This window comes from Providencia sp. R33 (assembly GCF_019343475.1).
Classification (GTDB): Bacteria; Pseudomonadota; Gammaproteobacteria; order Enterobacterales; family Enterobacteriaceae; genus Providencia.
On record NZ_CP072453.1, the window covers coordinates 226,879 to 245,343 of the forward strand.

At 43.0% G+C, this 18,465-nt stretch carries 16 protein-coding genes; 6 read left to right on the forward strand and 10 right to left on the reverse strand.

From position 1 onward, the window contains the following. The first annotated feature begins 13 nt into the window (after positions 1-13). Complete coding sequence (locus J6836_RS01170; RefSeq protein ID WP_219246104.1) at positions 14-562, forward strand: fimbrial protein; 549 nt, start codon at positions 14-16, stop codon at positions 560-562. Between the two features lie 8 nt (positions 563-570). Continuing rightward, complete coding sequence (locus J6836_RS01175; protein WP_219246105.1) at positions 571-1,113, forward strand: fimbrial protein; 543 nt, start codon at positions 571-573, stop codon at positions 1,111-1,113. Between the two features lie 41 nt (positions 1,114-1,154). Here the strand turns inward: J6836_RS01175 and panD are convergent, their stop codons facing one another. From panD to sfsA, 7 genes are all read right to left on the reverse strand, one after another. Further along, a complete protein-coding gene (gene panD / locus J6836_RS01180) occupies positions 1,155-1,535 on the reverse strand; it encodes an aspartate 1-decarboxylase (protein WP_219246106.1) in 381 nt (126 codons plus the stop codon). A 215-nt stretch (positions 1,536-1,750) separates the two neighbouring features. After that, positions 1,751-2,614, reverse strand: a complete 864-nt coding sequence (gene panC, locus J6836_RS01185) for a pantoate--beta-alanine ligase (RefSeq protein ID WP_219246107.1) — start codon at positions 2,612-2,614, stop codon at positions 1,751-1,753. 26 nt (positions 2,615-2,640) lie between these two features. Next, complete coding sequence (gene panB / locus J6836_RS01190; protein WP_219246108.1) at positions 2,641-3,432, reverse strand: 3-methyl-2-oxobutanoate hydroxymethyltransferase; 792 nt, start codon at positions 3,430-3,432, stop codon at positions 2,641-2,643. 58 nt (positions 3,433-3,490) lie between these two features. After that, complete coding sequence (gene folK / locus J6836_RS01195) at positions 3,491-3,982, reverse strand: 2-amino-4-hydroxy-6-hydroxymethyldihydropteridine diphosphokinase (RefSeq protein WP_219246109.1); 492 nt, start codon at positions 3,980-3,982, stop codon at positions 3,491-3,493. Positions 3,983-3,996: 14 nt separating this feature from the next. Continuing rightward, positions 3,997-5,343 (reverse strand): polynucleotide adenylyltransferase PcnB, encoded by a 1,347-nt coding sequence (pcnB, locus tag J6836_RS01200; RefSeq protein ID WP_255586391.1) that lies wholly within the window; start codon positions 5,341-5,343, stop codon positions 3,997-3,999. A gap of 730 nt (positions 5,344-6,073) precedes the next feature. Continuing rightward, a complete protein-coding gene (gene dksA, locus J6836_RS01205; protein WP_004260494.1) occupies positions 6,074-6,529 on the reverse strand; it encodes an RNA polymerase-binding protein DksA in 456 nt (151 codons plus the stop codon). A gap of 194 nt (positions 6,530-6,723) precedes the next feature. Further along, a complete protein-coding gene (gene sfsA, locus J6836_RS01210; protein ID WP_219246110.1) occupies positions 6,724-7,434 on the reverse strand; it encodes a DNA/RNA nuclease SfsA in 711 nt (236 codons plus the stop codon). 100 nt (positions 7,435-7,534) lie between these two features. Here sfsA and hrpB point away from each other — a divergent pair, with 100 nt between their 5' ends. Both hrpB and mrcB read left to right on the forward strand, forming a co-directional pair. Then, positions 7,535-9,994, forward strand: a complete 2,460-nt coding sequence (gene hrpB / locus J6836_RS01215; protein WP_219246111.1) for an ATP-dependent helicase HrpB — start codon at positions 7,535-7,537, stop codon at positions 9,992-9,994. Positions 9,995-10,183: 189 nt separating this feature from the next. Beyond that, positions 10,184-12,706 carry a bifunctional glycosyl transferase/transpeptidase gene (gene mrcB, locus J6836_RS01220; protein WP_219246112.1) on the forward strand — a complete coding sequence of 841 codons (2,523 nt, stop codon included), beginning with the start codon at positions 10,184-10,186 and terminating at the stop codon, positions 12,704-12,706. A gap of 334 nt (positions 12,707-13,040) precedes the next feature. On the opposite strand, the gene hemL is transcribed toward mrcB, so the two are convergent. Further along, on the reverse strand, positions 13,041-14,330 hold the full coding sequence (hemL, locus tag J6836_RS01225) for a glutamate-1-semialdehyde 2,1-aminomutase (protein WP_219246113.1): 1,290 nt from the start codon (positions 14,328-14,330) through the stop codon (positions 13,041-13,043). 213 nt (positions 14,331-14,543) lie between these two features. Between hemL and erpA the strand changes: the two genes are divergently transcribed. Further along, positions 14,544-14,888, forward strand: a complete 345-nt coding sequence (gene erpA / locus J6836_RS01230) for an iron-sulfur cluster insertion protein ErpA (RefSeq protein ID WP_219246114.1) — start codon at positions 14,544-14,546, stop codon at positions 14,886-14,888. Positions 14,889-15,043: 155 nt separating this feature from the next. Here erpA and btuF read toward each other — a convergent pair whose 3' ends face one another. Together btuF and mtnN are read right to left on the reverse strand one after the other, a co-directional pair. Then, the gene (gene btuF / locus J6836_RS01235) at positions 15,044-15,874 is read right to left on the reverse strand and encodes a vitamin B12 ABC transporter substrate-binding protein BtuF (protein WP_255586298.1); all 831 of its coding nucleotides are present in this window, start codon (positions 15,872-15,874) and stop codon (positions 15,044-15,046) included. A 64-nt stretch (positions 15,875-15,938) separates the two neighbouring features. After that, on the reverse strand, positions 15,939-16,631 hold the full coding sequence (gene mtnN, locus J6836_RS01240) for a 5'-methylthioadenosine/S-adenosylhomocysteine nucleosidase (RefSeq protein WP_219246115.1): 693 nt from the start codon (positions 16,629-16,631) through the stop codon (positions 15,939-15,941). 246 nt (positions 16,632-16,877) lie between these two features. On the opposite strand from mtnN, the gene dgt reads away from it, so the two are divergent. Continuing rightward, a complete protein-coding gene (gene dgt, locus J6836_RS01245; protein WP_219246116.1) occupies positions 16,878-18,404 on the forward strand; it encodes a dGTPase in 1,527 nt (508 codons plus the stop codon). Positions 18,405-18,465 lie beyond the last annotated feature (61 nt).

Consider the following 18,465-nt stretch of genomic DNA (forward strand, 5'->3'; position numbering starts at 1 on the left):
AAGGTATTGATTAATGAAAAATATATTTAAATCATTGATTTCAATTGCGTCATTATTAATCTCCGTGAATGTGTTAGCGGCAGATGCTTATGTTAAAGTCAATTTTACGGGCTCGATGATCGGGCAGACATGCAGTGTGAGTTCAGCTGCACAAAACGTAGATTTAGGAGTTTGGTTTTTAGGGGGAGATGGCAGTCATTTTCCTCGAAATGCAGTGACTGACTGGGTAGAGTTTGATCTGGTTTTTAATTGTAGTACCGCAAATGCCCAAGTCATTGGTGCGCTTGAAGGAACGTCTGCAAAACAAGATCGAAAATTGTTTGAAATAGATACAACAGAGGGAGCAGCGACAGGAATGGCCATTCAAATAGAAGCCTATTCTCCTGAGCGCAATCGCTGGGAAGCGAAAGATGCTAATATTGTCAGTACGCTAATTAGCACTGGTGGGACCACATCAGGAAGCAATAATGTCCGCCTTAGAGCACGATATAAGCAGCTTGATAATGTCGCGACTGCGGGGCACGCAAATGCATCGATTACCTTTGTCGTCAAAAACAATTAAGGAAGAGTATGAATAAAATCACGAAAGGTACCCTTAATACTCTGTTTATCGCGGCATTTTTATTTTCAGCACAGGCGGTAAGTTACGATGCAGTATTCAATATTACAGGGCGAGTTGCCGCGAATACTTGTTCAGTAAAGTCTTCTCGTACCTTAGATGTTAATCTTGGTGACCATTTGATTGGTGCAAACAATTTTGGTAATAAAGTGGGATCGCAGACGAAAGATGTCAAATGGCAAATTGACCTTGATTGCGATAAAGATACAAAAATTGAAGCACTGTTAAGAGGCAGTGGATACACAGCAGATAACACGGTCTTAATACTCCCAAGAGTGACTGGGGGGGCTGATGGTGTTGGGATCCGAACTTCATACAGTAATGATAAGGTACTCTGGCACTGGATGGTATTAAATCGTAATATAACGATCCATTCTTCGGGGGTTAATGGAAAGACGTCTCTTTACTTTTCTTCCTACTATGTCCAAATGGAACAAACAATCACGCCAGGTAAGGCAAATGCCAATATTGACGTGGAAATAACCTATAGATAAAAGGTTAAAGTGCAAGAACGAAAGCACTTTAACCCACTCGATTAGGCCACTTGCACAGGAACGGCTTTAGCAATTCGACTCATCACATTGTTTTCATCAAAGTAAGCGACTTTGGGTTTATGCAGGCGAGCGTCTTCATCTTCCATTTGTACATAAGAACAAATGATTAATTTATCGCCAACAGCGGCACGGCGTGCAGCAGCACCATTAACCGAAATAATCTTTGAGCCTCGCTCGCCAGATATAGCATACGTTGAAAAACGCTCTCCATTATCAACGTTATAAATATCAATAGCTTCATATTCAAGGATACCCGCAGCATCCATAAAATCTTGGTCGATAGCGCAAGAGCCTTCGTAGTGCAGGTCTGCTTGAGTGACCGTGACTCGGTGGAGTTTGCCTTGTAACATTCTTCTTAACATTTTTTTTCTTCCTCATTCGGTTCACAGCGTTGTTGGTGACGTTATTTTGCCCTAGTCACATACTTATGTATGCTCCTAGGGACTCAATAACTTACCGCCTAGCTGTGAATCGAATGCGTTTGAAAAATGATAGCTATTCGATTGACAGCGTTATCACTAACACTATGAACACGGTAATTGCAATGTGTTGTTTTATTCTTATAAGTGACTTATTTTTATGAAATATCGCGTTGCAGGTCAACTTGCAAATTGTCAATTAAACGGGTTTGACCTAACCATGCTGCCATTAAAATTACCGCACGTTTGCTTGTATCACTGAGTGGCAATAACGTTTCGGCATCGCGAATAAACAGCTCGTCAGGGGTAAAACCAACTTCACGTAAGCGGTTATTCATCTCAATAATAATATCGTCAGATGAATTTGGCTCAAGCACCAATTTTTCTCCCGCTTGTTGCATAATTTGATGCAGCATAGGCGCGATTTTTAGCTCATCAGCAGATAAGTTATTATTACGTGAACTCAGTGCAAGGCCATTTTTTGCTCTTACAGTGGGAACGCTGATAATCTGTGTATCAAATGATAGGTCGCTGACTAATTTGCGAATGAGTTGGAGTTGTTGATAGTCTTTTTCGCCAAACAAAGCAATTTCAGGTTGAATGAGGTTAAACAGCTTTGTGATAACCGTTGCTACGCCCCTAAAATGTCCAGGGCGGCTCGCGCCTTCTAACATAGTGGATAGCTCAGGAACTTCAACAAATGTTTGTTTTTCCATCCCCTCAGGGTAAAACTCTTGTGGTGATGGTGCAAAAATTAAATTTACGCCTTTGCGTTTGAGTTTTTCACAGTCTTCTTGCAATGTGCGCGGGTAATTGGCTAAGTCAGACTGCCTATCAAACTGCATTGGATTAACAAAAATACTTGCAATGACGATGTCGGCTTGCTGCTTGGCTTGGTCAATCAAGGTTAAGTGACCATCGTGCAGGTTTCCCATGGTTGGGACAAGCGCGATGCGTTTGCCCTCTTGCTTCCAACGGCGGATTTCGCGGCGAAGTATTAGCGCCGTTTCAACGATAAGCATATAACTAATCCTTATATATTAGCTGATTAGGAAAATGAATGCGCTTCAGCTGGGTAAATACCTTCTTCCACTTCTTGAATATATAAGCGGATGGCATCATGCATATTTCCAGCCTGTGCTAGAAAGTTTTTTGCAAATTTCGGTGGGCGAGCTGTAATGCCTAATGCATCATGCATCACCAGAATTTGCCCATCAGTTCCATTCCCTGCACCAATACCAATAACAGGTAATAACAGCTCTTCAGTGACATGGTTAGCTAAAGAGGTTGGCACACATTCAAGTACTAATAACTGTATTCCTGAATTTTCGAGGGCAATCGCATCTTTTACTAGCTGATTAGCCGTCACTTCGTCACGACCTTGTACTTTGTACCCACCCAATACATTAACGGCTTGGGGTGTTAACCCTAAATGACCACAAACTGGCACTGAACGCTCAGTTAGCATTTTGACTGTATCGCATAACCAACTACCACCTTCGATTTTGACCATGTTCGCTCCTGCCTGCATAAGAATAGCGGCATTAGCGCAAGCTTGTTCTGGGGTGGCGTAGCTCATAAATGGCATGTCTGCGATGATAAAGGCATTGGGTGCCCCTTTACGGACGCAGCGAGTATGGTAGGCAATTTGTTCGATGGTAACAGGTAAGGTGCTGGTTTCACCTTGAATAGTCATACCTAATGAGTCGCCAACAAGCATCACTTGAATTCCTTGCTCATAAAATAATTGAGCGAAGCTTGCATCGTAGGCTGTCATGGTTGCAAATTTGCGTTTGTCTTTTTTAAACTGACATAAATCAGCCAGAGAAATTGGTTTCATTATAATAACCTCCGGAAATGATCTCCCAACGACCACACCTCAGAAGAGGTTGATTATTTTAGGCGTTGATATCCCAAAATAGTAAGCCGTTACGCGGGACGTGTGTGAGTCTTTCAGATAGCAACTCGCCATCTGGAAAAACAAAGGTAGGGGCGATATCGCTGAGCGGATATAACATAAATTCACGCTCTTTCAGCCCATAATGCGGAACCGTTAATCGTGGCGTATTAATAACACGATTACCAAAAAGCATGATATCGAGATCGAGGGTTCTAGGCCCCCAGCGTTCGTCTTTGCGTACGCGCCCAAGGTCAAGCTCAATCTGTTGGGTGTAGTTGAGCAATACTTCGGGCTCAAGGCTTGTTTCAAGGCACACAGCCAGATTTAAAAAATCTGGCTGATCTTGAGGCCCCAAAGGCTTCGTACGGTAAATAGGTGAGGTGGCAATAACACGGCTATCAGGAATAGCGTCTAAGGCTGCAATAGCTTGCTGCGCCTGCTTAAGTGGCTCACCAAGGTTACTTCCTATAGCAATATAGACTTGTTCCATAACGCACTCTCTATTTATGACGATTTGTTCGGTTTACGCGCCCCAGAATGAGAGGAGCGTTGTGGGCGAGGGCGGCGGCGAGTCGGCGCATTACCTAGCTCAGAAATCATTTCACGCTGTTTAATATTGTTGGCTTGCTGAAAATCTGCCCACCATAATGCCAGCTCTTGCAGCTCATTTCGATGCTCTACATTGGCTCTAAGCTCTAATAAATCAAAGGCAGCACGGAATTTTGGGTGCTCCATTAATTTATTGGCACGGCGACCTTGACGGCGCGGCAAACGTAATTGCAACAACCAAATATCACGCATTGTTGTCGTGATACGTTTAGGGATAGCAATTGAACGGCATTGCTCATCTAAAATATCATTCATCGCAAGGGCAAAGGCATCATAATAGGCGAGGCCACCTTCTTGAGATAGCTTTTCTGCATGCTCAGTAACGGGGTACCATAACATGGCTGCAAATAAAAACGCAGGGTTTACACGCTTATCATTCTTAAGCCTAAAGTCTGTGTTTTTAAGGACTTGCTCAATGATTTTTTCCATTGGCGAGTCACCATTTTCACTGGAACGGCTCGAAATAACAGGGAATAACTGCTCAAATAAACCAAACTTCTTGAGCATCTTGTACGTTGAGTAGCCTTGTCCTGCTTGCAGTAATTTTAACGATTCTTCAAATAACCTTGCAGAAGGGATTTCCCTTAACAATGGAGCTAGATGATGAATAGGGTCTGCGGTTTTTGGCTCAATAGTCATATTCAGCTTACACGCAAAGCGTACCGCTCTTAACATTCTAACGGGATCTTCACGGTAACGGGTTTCAGGATCGCCAATCAGGCGAATAATACCTGCTTTAAGATCGGCCAAGCCATTGACGTAGTCACGTAAAGTGAAATCATCAATGTTGTAATACAGGCTGTTAACGGTGAAATCGCGGCGAATAGCATCGTCTTCGATAGAACCAAAAATATTATCGCGCAGCAACATGCCATTTTGCGCCTGTGATGACAGGTTTTTATCATCTGAAACATTCTGGTCGTGATGACCACGGAATGTTGCAACTTCAATAATTTCAGGACCGAACATAATGTGTGCTAAGCGGAATCGACGGCCAACAAGGCGGCAATTGCGAAATAGCTTACGAATTTGCTCTGGCGTTGCATTTGTCGTGATATCAAAGTCTTTTGGCTTTTGGCCTAATAATAAATCGCGAACACCGCCACCAACTAAGTAGGCTTCATAGCCACTTTTATTTAAACGGTAGAGAACTTTCAGCGCATTATCGCTGATGTCACTGCGGGAAATTGTATGTTCAGAACGCGGAATAACAGTAATATTTTCGCTATTTTCGGTTGTCATTGTAGGCTGTTTCTCAGGCGAAGAATCGGCACGTTGAGATTGACGAACCGTTTTTTTAATAGACGCTGTTTTTTGCGTTTGTTTAGTGTTCCGACGACGAGGAGACATTTGCTCCTTATCGGAATGAGTGACTGGCCTTTTACCGGCTGCCGAGGTATCTCGCTGAGTATGCGTGTGCTGCAATGCATCTTCACCATTCGATGCAGTTGTATTGCGAGATAAAATGTTACGGCAGAAATTTGCTACTCGGTTAAAAATAGTACACCTCGATGTCATTACCAATATTCAATAAACAAAATAAGCGGCTAATCATAGCTCACTGAAGTTTCTTTGAGAATGGTTAAACGAATAAAAGTCATGTCTAATCATTTTTTTTATCAATAAAAATCATTCGAAAAATAAAAAATATTGTTCTAAAACTTGCGAGCTATAGCTTGGAATGCCTTATATTAAAGGGACTTTCCGCGATGATATTGCACTTTATTTAAATTATAACCTGAAAAATGCACAGTAAAATCCAATAAAAAAAATTTACTAAAAAGTTATGTTTTTGTCGAATGCCTAACAACGTATTCGTTTGCTAACCATTAATTTTATCAAAAATGATAGCAAAAATAAGTGATTAATAAAGATGCTGATAAGGTGGTATGAGAATATGAGGGATTTTTGCGAAGCGTAACCCTTATAACGGCGCACGCAATATGCGCCGTTCAGGACTCCATCTGATCAATTAGCCTGCCATTTGCTTTTCGCGAATTTCAGCTAATGTTTTACAGTCGATACATAAATCAGCGGTAGGACGGGCTTCCAAACGGCGGATACCAATTTCTACACCACATGATTCACAATAGCCAAAGTCGTCATCTTCAACTTTTTTCAGCGTTTTCTCGATTTTCTTAATCAATTTACGTTCACGGTCCCGGTTACGTAATTCAAGGCTGAATTCTTCTTCCTGAGCGGCTCTATCAACGGGGTCTGGAAAGTTAGCTGCCTCATCTTGCATATGAGTAACAGTCCGGTCCACTTCATCTCTGAGTTGATTGCGCCATGCTTCGAGAATGAGCTTAAAATGCGCCAATTGGGCTTCGTTCATGTACTCTTCGCCAGCTTTTTCATGATAGGGCTCAACCCCAGCAATGGCGAGAATGCTTAAGGACGATGTCTTACGTTTTTGCCCTTCTTGCATAATGCTTCTCCTACACACGCAAATTTTACAAAAACCCCAAGGGGGAAAATTTAAGGTCGCTATAAATAGCAGAAGAGAGCTCTCTTGGCAATCGTTCATGCAATGAGTTTTGTAATGCTGTGAGGGTGAGCGTGTTTATTCCCTTTTAGCGCCCAGAACTCAGCGGCCTCGTATAAAAATCTATTAAAAAAATATTATTTAATAGATGTAAAACTAATCTGTTTACTTAGCGACATTTGTTGAACGGTTATATCTGCCTGATAACAAAGTATTTCAACTCCACTTTGCCTTGCTTCCTCTAATAATTGCGCATATTTCTTATCAATATGTGCAGCTGCTGATGCTACGTGAATACCTGTATGTAAAGCAACAAACAATAGTATGGCTCTTTTTCCTTCTTTCGCAATGTGCATTAGCTCTCTTAGGTGTTTTTGTCCTCTGAGTGTTACTGCATCAGGAAAGAAACCTTGGTTATCTTCGAGTAAAGTGACTGATTTTACTTCAATAAAGCAGTCAGGTAACCCATTATGAGAAAGAAAAAAGTCAATTCGGCTATTTTCTGTTCCATACTTCACTTCAGGTTTTATTTCACTGTATTCGGATAATTCTGGAATGCATTTTTTGGTCAAAGCTTCAGCAACAAGTTGGTTCGCTCGAAGGGTATTGATACAAATAAAGTGTTCTTTCGCTGTTTGGGTTAACTCCCAACTGTGGGGGTATTTACGCTTTGAATTGTCAGATGTGGAATACCAAACCGTATCACCGGGAGTTGCACACCCCGTCATCGCACCCGTATTGGCGCAGTGAATTGTTATCTCTTCACCATTTGGCAGGGTGACATCCGCTAAAAACCGTTTGTAACGCTTAATTAATGTGGCGGGTTGTAAAGGGGGATGAAATTCCATAAGGTCTCCGTGCTGCTAACCAGTGATAAGCTGACTGATGAAAGTGGCTAATGCTACAATGTCTGATAGCAAAAGTTAAATGCAGGGAGTGGTTACTTTCGTGTTACCCATATTAGAAGTTAGTGAATCGTTACTGGCTGCCTTAAAATCGTCCCCACAAGTTTTATTGAATGCGCCTACAGGTGCGGGTAAATCAACCGTATTGCCTCTTGAAATACTAAAAAGCGGCGTGATTGATGGTCGAATTATTATGTTAGAGCCGCGTCGCCTTGCCGCGCGCTCAGTTGCTGCTCGCCTTGCACAGCAACTCGGGGAAGAGGTCGGTAACACAATAGGGTTACGTATGCGCTCAGAAACCAACGTTAGCCGCCATACGCGTCTCGAAGTGGTGACTGAAGGGGTACTGGTACGGCAGTTGCAAAATGACCCGATGCTCGAAGGCGTTGGGCTGGTTATTTTAGATGAATTTCACGAGCGAAATTTACAGGCTGACCTCGGCCTTGCACTATTATTAGATACCCAACAGGCACTGCGAGATGACTTACGTATCTTATTGATGTCAGCGACATTGGATAACCAAGGGCTCACGCAACTATTCCCTGAAGCGCCAGTCATCACCTCTCAAGGGCGAACTTTCCCTGTTGTGCGTGAGTACCATCCAATTAACCCTAATAAGTTATTCCATAAAGAAGTTGCCTCACAGGTATGGCAATTACTGCAACAAGAATTAGGCTCGTTACTTTTATTCCTACCAGGAGTGGGGGAAATAGAGAAAGTGAGACTAGAGCTCTCCTCCATGGTAAGTGAGGACATACTTTTGTGCCCATTATATGGCTCACTTTCACTGCAAGCTCAACAACAAGCCATTCAAGTTGCCCCTGAAGGAAAACGCAAAGTGGTACTGGCAACCAATATTGCCGAAACCAGTTTAACGATTGAAGGTATTCGTTTAGTGATCGATAGCGGCTTTGAACGTGTTGGGCAATTTAACCCACGCTCAGGGCTGACAAAACTGGTTAAACAGCGAGTTAGCCAAGCCTCAATGGCTCAGCGAGCAGGACGGGCAGGTCGTTTGGAGGTAGGGATTTGCTGGCACTTATTTAGCGAAGAACAAGCTGAACGTGCTGCACAGTTTAGCGAAGCAGAAATTAACCAAAGTGATCTCAGTGGATTATGGCTCTCCTTATTACAATGGGGATGCCATGATACGGCACAATTAAGTTGGTTATCGCTACCGCCACAACCTGCCATTGCCGCTGCGAAGGGTTTATTAACAAAATTAGGGGCAGTGGATAACCAAGGCAAGTTGACTGCCTTGGGGCAAAAAATGGCGGCTTTTGGCAGCGAGGTGCGAACAGCGGCGATGCTCTGTAAAGCGCAAGAAAGCCAAAATAAAAATGTGATTCAGCTCGCCGCATTGCTCACGGCAATCATTGAAGAACCCCCACGTAATGGGGGATGTGACTTACGCAATTTTATCGAAAGGCCGACAGACAATTGGTGCAAACGTGCATCAGTGCTGAGTGAACAAAAAGTATCAAGGGAAATTGGGACGCAAGCTGAATTAATAAGTGAGTGGTTACCAACATTATTAGCCGCGGCTTTCCCAGACCGCATCGCCAAATCCCGCGATAACCAACTTCGCTACCAACTCGCCAGCGGGTTGGGCGTATCCCTGACTGAATCGGATCCGCTAGTTGGTACGCCTTGGTTAATGGTTGTCTCTCTATGGCAGCCTGAAAACTCAGCGGATGCGCGAGTCTCATTAGCCTATCCTATTCAAATTGAAAGGTTACAAGCAGATTGCCCTTTTTTATTTAGCACACAAGAAACCGTTGAATGGGATGAGCAAAAAGGTACCTTGCTAGCATGGAAGCGCTTACAATGTGGGCAATTGGTGGTGAAATCAGAGCGGCTCACAAATCCAGATAAAGCAGAAATTCGCCAAGCATTGGTTTACTGGTTAAAGCAAAATGGGTTACAACAGCTAAATTGGCAGGAAGATGCACTGCAACTGTGTATTCGTTGCACATTGGCAAAGCAATTGTTTCCTGAGGTCGATTTCCCTGACTTTGATGAAAATGCACTATTGGATTCTCTGGATGAGTGGCTTGAGCCTTATTTGGATGGCGTGACAAACAAGCAAAAATTGCAACAAATTGATTTGGCTAAGTTATTAATCAATCGTTTGGATTGGCAACAGCAGCAGTGGCTGCATAGTCAGTTTCCAGAAAATTATCACGCGCCATCTTCCCACGATGTGAGTATTCACTACGCTTTAGACAAGCCTCCCTTTATTGAGATCCGTATGCAGGAAATGTACGGTGAAAAAACGAACCCCACCGTTGCTCAGGGAAAACTGACGTTAACGGTGTCTTTGTTATCGCCTGCCATGCGACCACTGCAAATTACGCAAGATCTTGGTGCTTTTTGGCAAGGCAGCTACAAAGAGATCCAAAAAGAGATGAAAGGGCGTTATCCAAAGCATTTGTGGCCCGATGACCCTGCGAATACTGCACCCACAAGGCAAACAAAAAAAGCGATGATGAGTACGAAATAACCGATTTTTATGCTCTAATAGCGGGTTTCCAAAGCTGGCTTGAATGGGCGAGGCAGAGTAAGGAAATGTAATTAAGAGCTTTCTTTGGTGAAATCTCAAGGGTTATGGGCCAAAATTAACCACTATGCGTTAAGCAATCAGTGAATAATTAAGTTGTTAAGTAATTTTGTAAGGTGATATGGAGCGACCATGTCCGGTAAAGATTTTGAACCAATTGGCCGACGTAGTAAAAAAACGGCTGACAAAAAACAATCGTCATCACGCCGCCGTAGAGATCGCGATGATTATGATGATGAAGATTTATACCAAGATGATGATATTGAAGAACAATATCTCGACGATGAAGATGAAGAAGAGCACATGGCTAAAAAAGGCTCAAAAAATAAAAAACAACGCAAAGTAAAAAGCAAATGGCGTTGGTTCTGGCTACTTGTCAAACTGATGATTGTATTTGCGGTGCTATTGGCTGCGTATGGTTTTTATTTAAATCAACAAATTAAAGAACGCCTCGATGGCAAGGTCTGGGATCTCCCCGCCGCGGTTTACGGCCGCATGGTCAACCTTGAACCGGGGATGGATTACAGCCAAGCAGAAATGACTCGCTTGCTTGAAGGCATGCAATATCGCAAAGTCAGCAAAATCACCACATCGGGTGAGTTTGTTGTGCGTGGCAATACCATTGAAATTTTACGCCGTCCATTTAACTTCCCTGATCAAAAAGAAGGGCAGATTTTGGCGCGTATGGTGTTTGAAAACAATTCATTAAGTAAGATTGAAAATATGGAAAATGGCCGCTCATTTGGCTTTTTCCGTTTAGATCCAAAACTTATCACTATGATGCAATCAGCAAATAACGAGCAGCGCTTAGTTCTGCCTCTTGCTGACTTTCCTGAATCATTGGTGAAAATCTTACTTGAAACCGAAGATAGAAACTTCTACGAGCATGATGGCGTCAGTTTGTACTCTATCGGCCGTGCTGTTGTCGCTAACTTAACCGCTGGGCGTTCTGTTCAAGGGGGAAGTACCCTGACACAACAATTGGTCAAAAACCTATTTTTAACCAATGAACGAACCCTGAAACGTAAAGCCAATGAAGCCTACATGGCGATTTTATTGGATTATAACTACGGTAAAGAACGTATTTTAGAGCTGTATTTAAACGAAGTCTTCTTAGGTCAAAACGGTAATGACGAAATTCGAGGTTTTCCATTAGCGAGCCTGTATTATTTTGGCCGTCCAATTAATGAGCTGAGTTTTGATCAGCAAGCATTGTTAGTGGGCATGGTGCAAGGGGCGTCAACTTATAACCCATGGACGAAACCACAAAATGCCATTAAGCGCCGTAATATTGTGTTAAAAATTCTTGAAACACGCGGTGTGATTGACCAAGAAATGTACCAAGTTCTTAGCGCAAGGCCGCTAGGTGTGAAAAATAAAGAAGGTCTGGTGGCCTCTCAACCTGCCTTTATGCAAATGGTACGGTTAGAACTCAATGAAAAATTGGGTGATAAAGTCAAAGAACTTTCAGGTGCGAAAATTTTCACAACCTTAGACCCTGTCGCACAAACTGCGGCAGAAAATGCAGTGGAAAATGGTGTCGCAGATTTACGCAAAACCCGTAAATTAGATGATATTGAAGGTGCAATGGTGGTGGTTGACCGTGTTAATGGCGAAGTTCGTGCCATGGTTGGTGGTTCTCAACCGCAGTTCTCTGGTTTTAATCGTGCATTGAACGCACGCCGCAGCATTGGCTCACTGGCAAAACCGCCTGTGTATCTTGCCGCACTGAGCGAACCAGACCGTTACCGTTTAAATACATGGTTAAAAGACGAACCATTGACGGTTAAAGTTGGCAACCAAAATTGGAGCCCAAGAAACTACAGCCGTAACTTCAATGGCCGTATGATGCTAGTTGATGCATTGGCTAAATCACAAAATATCCCAACCGTAAATTTAGGGTTAGATATTGGTCTCGATCAAGTGTTTAATACCTTTGTTCGTCTAGGGGCGCCTGCCGCAGCGATGGAAAAAGTGCCAGCAATGTTCCTCGGTGCTGTTAACTTAACGCCAGCGGAAGTTGCTCAGGTATACCAAACTATTGGTGGTGAAGGGAATCGGGCGAAATTATCCTCCCTACGTTCTGTTATTGATGGTGATGGTAACGAAATTTACCAAAGCTACCCATCTGCAGAGCGTGCTGTACCTTCACAAGCTGCTTATTTAACGCTTTATGGTATGCAGCAAGTGGTGAATCAAGGAACGGGGCGCGTTTTATTATCCAAATACGGTAAATACAATTTGGCAGGTAAAACGGGAACAACCAATGATTTACGTGATAGCTGGTATGCGGGTATTGATGGTAAAGAGGTGGCAATTGTCTGGGTAGGGCGTGATAACAATGGCCCAACGCAATTAACAGGCTCTACCGGGGCTCTACGGGTCTACCAACGCTACCTTGATAACCAAGCGCCTTTAGCACTGATTAACCGTGCACCAGAAGGTATTGTCGATATGCAAGTTACGGCAGATGGGCAGTTAAGTTGTTCAAACTTTGGTGGCGGTAGAATGTTACCAATATGGACAGATAACCCAGACAGTCTGTGCCAAGCCTCAGAAAACCAAGCACCAGCGTGGAATTTAAATGGCAATAATGACGAGCAGAAAAGTGATGCGCCGGACTGGGTGAAGGATATGTTTGGCGATAACCCATAAATTCTCGTCATATTTCGAGCTGTGGCGGTGTTGGCTACATTCAACTACTCGGGTCACATACTAGTGTATGCTCCCCGAGATAGTTTCACTTGCCGCCTTGCCACAACTCGAACTATTTAGAGAATTAACGGTATATGTAGTTTTTTGATTCTCTGCTAGCTGATTCTTTTCATTGTTCATGTATCTAGACTCGTTACAGTTCAAGCTATTTAAATAACTAATAGAGATGATCTGTTCTAGATTTAATAACCTAATTGGGTGGGTTAGCGGGGAATACTGATAGATAAGAGAGCGGTGAAGCGAAATTGCTTCACCTATTTGTTTTCAATGCGAATTAATTTGCTTTAATCTTCGCCAGTGCTGTTTCAGCAGCTTTGATGGTTTTCTCAATATCTTCATCGCTGTGGGCGATAGACATAAAGCCTGCTTCAAAGGCAGACGGGGCGAGGTAAATACCTTGTTCTAACATGTAATGGAAGAATTTTTTGAAGCGCTCTACATCACATTTCATTACGTCTTGGTAGCAAGTTACCGTTGGCGCATCTGTGAAGAAAATACCAAACATCCCGCCGACATGGTTAATGACCATCGGAATCCCTTGTTCTTGGGAAACACGTTTTAACCCGCGCGCTAATTTTTCGGTTAACTCATTTAAACGTGAATGAACACCAGGCTGAGAGACTTCTTTTAAGCAAGCAAGTCCTGCGGCCATTGCAACGGGGTTACCAGAGAGAGTACCTGCTTGGTAAACGGGGCCGATAGGCGCTAATTTTTCCATGATTTCAAGACGCCCACCAAATGCACCCACAGGCATACCACCACCAATAATCTTGCCTAAGCAGGTCAAATCTGGCTCAACACCGTAATAATCTTGTGCGCCACCTAATGCAACACGAAAGCCTGTCATCACTTCATCAATGATTAGAACAGCGTTGAATTCATCACATAGCGCACGTAAGCCGGGGAGGAATTCTGCGGTTGGTGGTACACAGTTCATATTCCCTGCAACAGGCTCTACAATGACACAAGCGATATCTTCAGGATAGTTTTCAAATGCTTGACGTACAGAAGCAAGGTCATTGTAGGTACAAGTGAGCGTATGTTTGACAAAATCTTCAGGCACACCCGGTGAGTTTGGTTCACCCATGGTCAGTGCGCCAGAACCTGCTTTGACTAATAAGCAATCTGCGTGGCCATGGTAGCAACCTTCGAATTTGATGATTTTATCACGGCCTGTATAGCCACGAGCGAGACGAATGGCGCTCATGGTGGCTTCAGTACCCGAGTTCACCATGCGTACTAGGTCCATAGAAGGAACCAATTCACAAACTAATTCAGCCATTTCAACTTCGGCAGCGGTTGGGGCACCGAAACTCAACCCTTTATGGACGGCTTTAATGACAGCATCACGAATTTCTGGGTGATTATGGCCTAATACCATTGGTCCCCATGAGCCAACGTAATCAACATACGCTTTACCATCAACATCATAAATATAAGCGCCATCTGCTTTTTCGATAAATAAAGGGGTACCACCGACACCATTAAAGGCGCGAACAGGCGAGTTTACACCACCGGGAATTTGTTGTTTTGCTTGCTCATACAGAATTTCAGATTGCGACATGGCAGGGCTCCAGAAAAGGGCGAAATAAAAATTTGCTACCATTCTAAAGCACTGCATCAATTAAACCAAATGTTGCTATCAAGATATGCACAATGTGTCTAATTGTGTAACAACACTTGAACGATTTAGGCAAGTGGCGGATAATTAGGTTAATTGATCTGAGTGGGTTTTAGCCCACACATGAATTTACCAGTCACCGGTTTGGAGTAAAAAATGAGTGATGATGCAGCTCTGCCATTGCAATTTACTGATGCGGCAGCAATTAAAGTTAAAGATTTAGTCTCTGATGAGAACAACCCAAATCTGCGTCTGCGTGTTTATATCACTGGTGGCGGATGTAGCGGTTTCCAGTATGGCTTCACCTTCGATGACCAAATCAACGACGGCGATATGACCATTGAAAAACAAGGCGTTGCATTAGTAGTCGACCCAATGAGCCTGCAATATTTGGTGGGTGGAAGTGTTGACTATACAGAAGGCTTAGAAGGTTCTCGTTTTATTGTTACGAATCCAAATGCTAAGTCGACTTGTGGATGTGGTTCGTCTTTTAGCGTCTAATTTTGTCATATTTTGAGCCGCAGCGTTGTTAGCTGCGCGCGCTCACCCTAGTCACATACTTGTGTATGCTCCTAGGGATTTGCTTACTTGCCGCCTAGCTGCAACTCAAACTATTTTGAAGATTTTTGTAACTCGTAATTATTAATCCTTACTTATCAATTGGATAAGGCATTTAACTGTCCGCAGAGTTGTTCGGTGGCGTCGATAATTCGTGGGCCTGCGCGGTGGAACCAGTCTTCATTTAAACGAATGATTGGCACATCCAATTGTGAATGCCAAAAATCTCTGACAACGTTTTCCTGTTCAGCTGAACCCGTCATTATAATCACATCAGGATTGCGGGTGAGCACTTGCTCACGGCTAACTTGTGGCCATTGTACGGCGCTGTTAGCAAAAATGTTTTCCCCACCACAAAATTTCACGACATCATTTTGCAAAGTATGATTACCTGCACTGAATAAAGGTTGAGTTCCTAGCTGAATAAAGACCTTCTTGGTTTTGACGTTTGTTTTTTGGGGGGGCTGATAAGGTGTCAGCCTAGCTCGCATAGCATCAACATTTTGCTGAGCCAATTCAGGTTTAGGGCTATATTGGGATAATTCATTGACTGCATCAATGACTTCATCAATGGTTTGTGGGTCAAAATAGACAATGGGAATACCAAAGGACGCTAGCTGATCAAGTGGCCGCTGTGGATTTCCTCCTCGCCATGCCAAAATCAAGTCAGGTTTAAGCGCGATAATACGTTCGACATTAACCCCTTGCCAATCAGAAACTTGCTCCAGTTTTTTTGCCTGCTCAGGGTGATCTGAATAAGCACTGACCGCAATCAAGTTGTCACCTAACCCAGCGGCATAGGCAAGCTCTGTATTTGCAGGGGATAGGCTAATTACGCGCTGTTTTGGCTCAGACAAAGCAGAAAATGAGATAAAACAAGCCAGTAATAAAGTAATAAGTTGAGATAAATAGACGGTTAATTTTTTCATCGCTATCATCATATTGAAAATAAAAGGCATACCTAACAATTGGTTATGCCTTTTTTTGTTGAATTTAAGCCAGCTTGGCTAAAATTGCATTGATCATCAGTGAAGACTGTCGAGCTGCAACAGGAAGAAATTCGTCAAAGCTGGTGTGCGATTCTTTATCTGCGACATCGGAAATTGCGCGAACCACAACAAAGGGTACGCCGAATTGATGGCAAACCTGACCAATCGCAGTGGCTTCCATTTCAACGGCCGCAACTTGCGGGAAGGTCGCTTTGATGCGTGCCAACGGCTCTGCGCCATTGATAAAAGCATCACCACTGCACACTAAGCCACGAACTGCATTCATATCGAGTAACTGAATGCATTGTTCAGCAATGTCAATCAGTTTGCTATCAGCAACAAATGCTGGTGGGCACTGCGCCATCTGACCCGGTTCATAGCCAAATGCGGTGACATCGGCATCGTGATAACGCACTTCGGTAGATACGACGATATCCCCCACATTTAAGCGAGGGTCTAACCCGCCCGCAGAGCCTGTGTTAATCACCACATCAGGCTGGCAATGCTCTAACAATAACGTTGTACCAATGGCGGCAGCAACTTTACCGATACCTGATTTTAATAGTGCGACATCAACACCATTAATTTTGCCCGTGTAAATTTCACAGCCTGCACGGCTAATGGTTTGGCAGCCTTCAATTTGTGAGCGCAAAATGGCAACTTCTTGCTCCATCGCACCAATGATCCCAACTTTCATTTTGTCTCCTTTTCCCTGCCTAATGCGCACTATTAGTGTCAATGTTTTGACTAGGGAAGATAATGTTTTATTGTGTTAGTGCTGTATTCTTCGAGCGGGTTCGCAAATTTTTTTGTAACAGCTCGAATTTCGACAACGAAATTACAAAGATGCACGAAGTGTAACATTGAAAGGTGAGTCATGAAGTATTTTTCCTGTTTTTAGGCTATATAATGAATCATCAATCGAGATAGGGAAGGTGGCAGCGTGGGTGAGATTAATTTTCTAAAGAAACTGAGCTTTCAACGTAACTACATGAGCAGTGCTAAAAACCAGAAAGTCTCACCGCAGGATGAAGACGCCGTAAACCGCTTATTTGAAAGTGACCGCGGGCGTATTATTAACTCCGCCGCTATTCGTCGTTTACAACAAAAAACACAAGTTTTTCCATTAGAACAAAATGCAGCTGTGCGCAGCCGTCTAACGCATTCGCTCGAGGTTCAGCAGGTTGGGCGCTACATTAGTAAAACTGTACTTGGTGAGTTGAAAAAGAAAAAGTTGTTAGAAACCTATGGCTTAGATGAGCGTTGTGATGCTTTTGAAAGCCTAGTGGAAATGTCCTGCTTAATGCACGATATAGGCAATCCACCTTTCGGGCACTTTGGTGAAGCTGCTATTCAACGTTGGTTTAGTAAGCTACTTTCCCCTGATTACGTTTATTCACCTGACACGCCTGACCCTTGCCAAATTCAAGCATTGCAATTAACGGGGAATGAGAAACAAGATCTTTTTCGCCGCCAATTAAAAAAGGATTTATGTTCATTCGAAGGGAATGCGCAAGGTTTGCGAATGGCTCACCGCTTGCTGAAACTTAACCTAACCTATGCACAAATTGGCGCTATCTTGAAATATACGCGTGGCGCTTATGATTTAGAACCCATTCCCGCAGAATTCGACTATTTGATGAAAAAGCCTGGGTATTACTGGTCTGAAGCAGATTTTGTCAGTGAGCTCACAAAAAAACTCGATATGGAGAAATACTGTCGCTTTCCACTTTCGTATATTATGGAGGCGGCTGATGATATCTCTTATTGCATCGCCGATTTGGATGATGCTGCAGAGAAAGGAATATTTACCGTTGAACAATTGATTGATTATTTGCGCACAGAGTGGGGGGAGGTTGAACAGAATGATTTATTCGACCAAACCATTATGCGTGCTTATAACAATATTAGTGATAATCACACAAGGCGTATTCAGCAAGACCAGTTCTTTATGTACTTACGCGTTAATATTACTGGCAAATTAGCACACTATAGCGCTCAACGTTTTATTAAAAATCTCCCTGAGATCTACCATGGTAATTTCAATAGCGCGCTATTAGAAGACAAAAGCCCAGAGCACCGCTTGCTGAAAGTGTTGAAAACCGTTGCTTTTAAACATGTGTTTAATCATCACGAAGTCGAACAACTAGAGTTACAAGGTTATAAGATTATCAGTGGGTTACTCGATTTTTATAGCCCCTTATTGATGATGAGTCGAACTGACTTTGCAGATTTAGTCGAAAAAAATTACCACAAACACTTTTTTATTGAAACGCGGTTATTCCATAAGTTATCCAACAAGCACCGTTTATCCTACAATGAGGCGCTTGAGAAAGTGTCTGCAACGAATGAAGTGGATAAATCTATTCTTGAATTTTATTACCGAGCTCGTTTGATCCAAGACTATATTAGCGGGATGACAGATCACTACGCCTATGAAGAATATAGAAAATTTATGGTGAGTAATTAATAATATTAATTCGCTAAGCAATAAAGTCACAAAGTAGGCAATAAAATAAAAGGAAAAACAG